Origin of the sequence: Novipirellula sp., assembly GCF_041583735.1 — a bacterium.
GTDB lineage: Bacteria > Planctomycetota > Planctomycetia > Pirellulales > Pirellulaceae > Novipirellula.
On the sequence record NZ_JBFHFD010000577.1, the window covers coordinates 1 to 5,615 of the forward strand.

4 protein-coding genes are annotated in these 5,615 nt (G+C 54.1%); 3 read left to right on the top strand and 1 reads right to left on the bottom strand.

The window, feature by feature from the left end:
* From ABX962_RS28660 to ABX962_RS28670, 3 genes are all read left to right on the top strand, one after another.
* On the top strand, nucleotides 1–495 hold a 495-nt coding region (locus ABX962_RS28660), incomplete at its 5' end, for an EAL domain-containing protein (protein ID WP_372724611.1).
* A 417-nt stretch (nucleotides 496–912) separates the two neighbouring features.
* A complete protein-coding gene (locus ABX962_RS28665) occupies nucleotides 913–1,584 on the top strand; it encodes a MerR family transcriptional regulator (protein ID WP_372724613.1) in 672 nt (223 codons plus the stop codon).
* A gap of 29 nt (nucleotides 1,585–1,613) precedes the next feature.
* The gene (locus ABX962_RS28670) at nucleotides 1,614–4,775 is read left to right on the top strand and encodes an ATPase, T2SS/T4P/T4SS family (RefSeq protein ID WP_372724615.1); all 3,162 of its coding nucleotides are present in this window, start codon (nucleotides 1,614–1,616) and stop codon (nucleotides 4,773–4,775) included.
* Between the two features lie 110 nt (nucleotides 4,776–4,885).
* On the opposite strand, the gene ABX962_RS28675 is transcribed toward ABX962_RS28670, so the two are convergent.
* A partial coding sequence (locus tag ABX962_RS28675) for an exo-alpha-sialidase (protein WP_372724617.1) occupies nucleotides 4,886–5,615 on the bottom strand: 730 nt, incomplete at its 5' end.

Sequence of the window (5,615 nt, forward strand, 5' to 3'; positions counted from 1 at the left end):
ATTCGTGTGGGACGCGATTTTCCTGAAAGCCCGATGCTGTTCGTCAATACACATCCCAAAGAAATCGGTGACGTTCAAGGTTTAATTGAATCGCTGATCAAAGCACGCGAGATGGCAGGCAACGCGAATCTTGTGCTGGAAATTCACGAGTCCGCGGTGACCAACCGCGCCGTGATGGACGATCTTGTCGAAGTCCTCGAGTCACAAAATATCCGACTCGCCTACGACGATTTTGGCTCCGGCCAAGCACGGTTGGCCGAATTGGTCGAAGCCAGACCGTATGTGGTCAAGTTTGATATCTCGTTGATTCGTGGAATCGATACTGCCAGCGAGAGTCGACGCAAGATGTTGTCAAACCTTGTCAACATGGTTTGCGATCTGGACATCTTGGCACTCGCCGAAGGCGTTGAAACCGAAGGCGAATCGCAAGCCTGTATCGATCTCGGGTTTCAATTAGGCCAAGGCTACTACTACGGTCGCCCCTCCCCGGCGTAACACCGCATTCTGATTTTCCGCTCGAGCTTGATCGGCAAAATCTCGCCATTCCCCCGCCCCCGACGCATTAGTCGATCACGAGCCTCGTCACTGCGATGAGCCGTGAGATTCCGGGCACGATGCGGTCCCCGGCTGCTCACTCGCTGAAACGCAAAGCTCTGAAGCATTTCCTGGTAGCTACCTTTGCTAGAAAGTGGTCTGACACGTATTGGACGGCAACGATTCACGTCTGTCCACGCTCTGGCGAGCGTCGCTAAAGAACGCAAATGCCGTAATTTGCTCACATTAAAATGCTTCATAGCGTTTCGCTTCATCGGCGGGCGCGATTGTCCCCCAACAATTCCCGGCTCCCGTGAGCCTCCTCAGGAAGACAGTAAAAATATTGACACTGGCATATGACAGTGTTAGCATTGAGGCATGGACCCATTTTTTTCCATGGCCGAATTGCGAACACTTGTCGCTCGGGCGCTGCAGGACACAGACTATGTTCCGGCGGCTTCCGCGCGAGTGCGAGCTGTGCCCGACACGCGAACGATTCGCTATTACACAACGCTGGGTTTGGTGGATCGTCCCGCCGAAATGCGGGGGCGCACCGCCTTTTACGACGAAAAACATGTGATGCAATTGGTCGCGATCAAGCGACTGCAGGCGAACAACAAAACACTGTCAGATATCCAACAGCGACTGACCGGGCTGCCGCCCAAAGAGCTGCAATCGCTGGCGGCATTACCAAACGATTTCTGGAAGCAGGCCGAAAGCTACTTGCGCGAATCGCACAAGCAATCCGCAATTGCGAAGAAATCGACGGATGTTGATGCCAGCGATGAATTCTGGAGCCGAACAGCGGCATTGCCCTCAGCTCCAGGGGTACCGCCGGAAGATTCGTCCGCCCGTGAGGTGTCTCAGACACTGCGAATCAATTTGCACCCCCAGGTCCAATTATCCATCGATACGACCGCCAGTGCGGAAGTTGTCGACGCCGCCAGCCTTCGGCGATTGCAGTCTGCGGCTGAATCGCTGATCAGTGAACTGGTTCGCCAGAGTTTGATTGTTTCCCCGTCAACACCTCGGCATGATGCTCGGTCCTGACTTTCTTCTTCTCTTCGGAGGCTGTTACCATGACTTCTTTCACGCTGCCGCGACTTGACGAAATAGACGATTCCGAAGTGAAGAATGGTTTTGGATCGCTCAAGACCGATGTTGGCAACTTGCCGCTACAACAGCTGGCTAACCGCAGTCGCGTGGTCGGATTGGCGGTGCAAACGACGATCAAACAAACGTTCTATAACCCATTCGACGAATGCATCGAAGCGACCTATGTGTTTCCGATCGAAGGCGAGCAAGCTGTGGTGGGATGTGAGATCTGGGTAGCCGATCGATTGGTGCGTGCCGAGTTAAAGGAACGTGGCCAAGCGCGGTCCGATTACCGGCGTGCAATCCATCAAGGTCACCGAGCGGCGTTATTGGAACAAAATCGTGGCGAAACTTTTTCGATGAAGGTCGGGAACATTCCGCCTGGCGAAGCGATCCAAGTTCGCATCCAAACGATCGGAAACCTTGCCGTTGCTCATGGCGAATGGACGCTACGGATGCCATTGGTTGTCGCACCTCGATATACGTCAGGTTTCCCGTTGCCGGGAGCGTCAGTGGGAAATGGCACTGCCGTTGACACCGATCAAGTGCCTGACGCGTCGACGGTCACGCCGCCAACGTGGTTGCCAGGGTTTCCTAGCCCTGTAAATCTTTCAATCGAAGTCGACGTCCAGCCTGGCAACCACGACAGTGGCTTAGGCGGTCATGCGGATTGGCCGTCCCAGATTCGTAGCAGTCTGCACGCGGTCGTCGTTGAATCGGACGGCGACGACCAATCGGTCGCGAAATCTTGTCGAATTCAGATTCGTCCGGGAGAAAAGGTCGATCGCGATTTCATTTTGCGTGGGCCGATCGAATCATCCAAAGTGGTTGGTTCCTTGTTGTGTGATCCGGACAGCGGGACGTTTGCGATTCACCTCGTTCCAACGTCGCGCAAATCGGATCTGCCGAAAAACGTTGTCTTCTTGCTGGACCGCAGCGGCAGCATGTCGGGTTGGAAGATGGAAGCAGCCCGTCGTGGGATCAGTCGCTTGATCGACACGCTCGGGCCGAACGACCGGTTTCAAGTCTTGGCCTTCGATAACAATATGGAATCACCGTCCGAAAGGTCTCATTCCGATTCGTTGCAGACTGCGAGCGATGCGAACCGCTATCAGGCGGTTCGCTGGTTGGCGGGAATTCGTTCACGCGGCGGCACCGAAATGGGGCGGGCGATCCAACATGGCTTGCAGATGTTTCAGTCAAATGAAAATGGCCGAGGTTCCGCGTCAATCGTCTTGGTCACCGATGGACAGATCACTGGCGAAGATTCACTGCTGCGATTACTCGGCGAAGTACCCAAATCACAGCGTCCTCGTCTGTTCTGCCTAGGGATCGATCGTGCCGTTAACGCGGGCGTATTGCAACGATTGGCCAAATTTACGGGCGGCATCTACGAAGGAGTGGAGTCAGAAAAACGACTTGATGAAATCATGCAGCGTTTTGGGGATGAAATAGGATCCCCATCGATCACGGATCTGCGCATCGAAGCGGTCGACGATACTGGATCGATCACCCAAATCGCCCCTGCCAACCCTACGCTTCTATATCCCGGTCGCCCTCTTTCCATCTACGGTCGGTCGCGACAACCATCGTCGCTTCGAATCGCAGTGCATGGAACATTGGCTAGCGGGGAGCCTTGGAGCCAAACCATCGAAGCGGAGACGGTGACTTTATCTAGCGACTTGGTCAACTTGCTGCATTCGATGTGGGGGCGTGCAATTTTGCGAGAACTGGAAGATGAATTTGCGGGCAAATCGGCTCCGGATCGATTGCTGCAAGAAGAGATCGTTCGTTGTTCGCTCGAAACGCAAGTGCTTTCTCGCTTTACTGCGTTTGTTGCAGTCGACGAATCGGAACGCGTCAATACGAAAGGCTCTACGCATGCAATCAACCAACCCGTTGAGTTGCCCGAAGGCTGGAAACCGATGCATTCTGCACCGCTCGGGCGCGATCGCTTAATCTCGTTGCCGAGTCAACCATCCGCTGCACGGCCCATTGCACGTCGTTCGATGTCCGTCTCGAAACCAACGGGCGGACCCGTGTTGCCAAAGCAGTTTGCTAATTTGATCCTTCAGAAAGGCATCGTGACGATGGATCAATTATCCGAGGCCGAGGCGCTGTCCCGTTCGACGTCCACCAATGTTGGCAACGCATTGGTGCGTATGCAGTACGCCACTGCCGAGGAGGTGGCCCAGGTCACAGCCGAATCGTACAAGATGCCGTACGTTGATTTGAGACACACGCAAATACCGATAGAAGTGATCGAACTGATTCCTGAATCGGTCGCTCGCGAAAACGGAGTCATGCCGCTGAGCGAGTCAGGCGGCACGTTGACGGTCCTGGTCAGCGATCCGACCGACTTGGAAACGGTCGAAAAATTGCGTTTCATTCTCAACCGCAACATTCAAACCATGATCGCTTCCCCCGACGCCATCTTGCAAAGTATCAACCTGCACTATGGTCAAGTCGAAGGCGAATCGGCAGATTCAATGCTGCAGGAGTTTACCGATACTGCTATCGACTTTACAGAAACCAGTGACGACTATCTTGAATTACATTCAGACGAATCATTGGGGTTGTCCGACGAGATCATTATCGATGGTATGCTCGAAGATGACGACATTTGCATGATTCAATCGATGCCCCTTCCTACTCCATCGCCGATGCGATCACGCCGCCAACGCACCGTGAAGGAATCTTCGTCACCCAGTGACGCTCCGGTCATTCGACTGGTGAATTTGATTGTGTCCGAAGCGATTCAGATGCGTGCGACTCATGTGATCTTGACTGCTCGGCCAGATGTGGTTGTTATTCAGTATGTGATCGACGGTGACGTGGTGGATCGCGAACACGTTCCACGTCGCATGTTGTCAGCGATCGTTGCTCGATTGAAGATTTTGGCGAAGGTCGATGTCTCGATCACGGACCAACTTCAAACAGGCACGATAAACATCACCGTTGGTGCAACAGCGTCGACTCATCAAGTTCATTTTGCCCCAACCAGTGATGGCACGACCATGCTCATTGAACTCGGCCGTGTCGCACAAACGGCGATTACCCTGAGAGAACATGCAATGGCCTCTGGCCAGCCCAACTGTGTGCGGGAATGGTGGGAAGCAAGAGCAATGCAATCGACGCTCCAATAACGTCGATTCTCTTACTGAGGTAGCGGAACTCGTCAAGAGTTCCGGTCATCGCAGAAAATGAAAGTCTCGACGACTACTGACAAATCCTAATTCTTAGCTGGGGCAAAACGTTACGGGGCGGAGATCCGTGCGTCGATTTCGTCCAGCGATACCTTCAGCACTTCCATCGTTTGTTTCGCACCTGAAAATGCGATCAACAAATGACCGTTGTGCTCGATCAGATGGGGATAGTCGAGGTGTCGTCCACCGATCAAATAAAAGAGGTCGGTGAAGACCAGTCCGTCGCGACTGATCGCGAGCGTCAGCGGATCGCGTCTTCGCGGATTGGCATTGGAGACCAAGGCGTAGTAGCCTCGCGACGTGCGAAGGACGAAAAATTTGCTTGTAGCATCAGGTAAATTCGTGCCGACAATCGGACTCCATGTTTGCCCGTTGTTTGTCGAGAACGTGCGTAGGAATCGGCCCGAACGCGCATTGTCACGAATCAAACCCACGATGCTCCTCTGGTCCGGAAGCACGTACCAATACGGTTCTTCGGGTTGGCCGGACTTTCCGTAGCTGGCCAGCGGCAAAGTGCGCCATTGGTTAAATGCGTTGACGCCGCCAATCATGACCGAGACGCGGCGCTGGTGATCGCGGCGTGTCATCATGTATTCGCCCGAAGGCAAACGTTTGGGGGCAAAGTTATTGAGCGTATCGTCGAGGACGGTTCCGTGCGCTTCCCAGACGCCATCGGTGGCATTCCAACGAAAAGCCTCCAAACTGAGTCCTTCCCCCGGATAACCAGGAGCCCGGAAGTGACTTGCCAGTGCCAACAGCTCTCCATCGCGAATCCACATC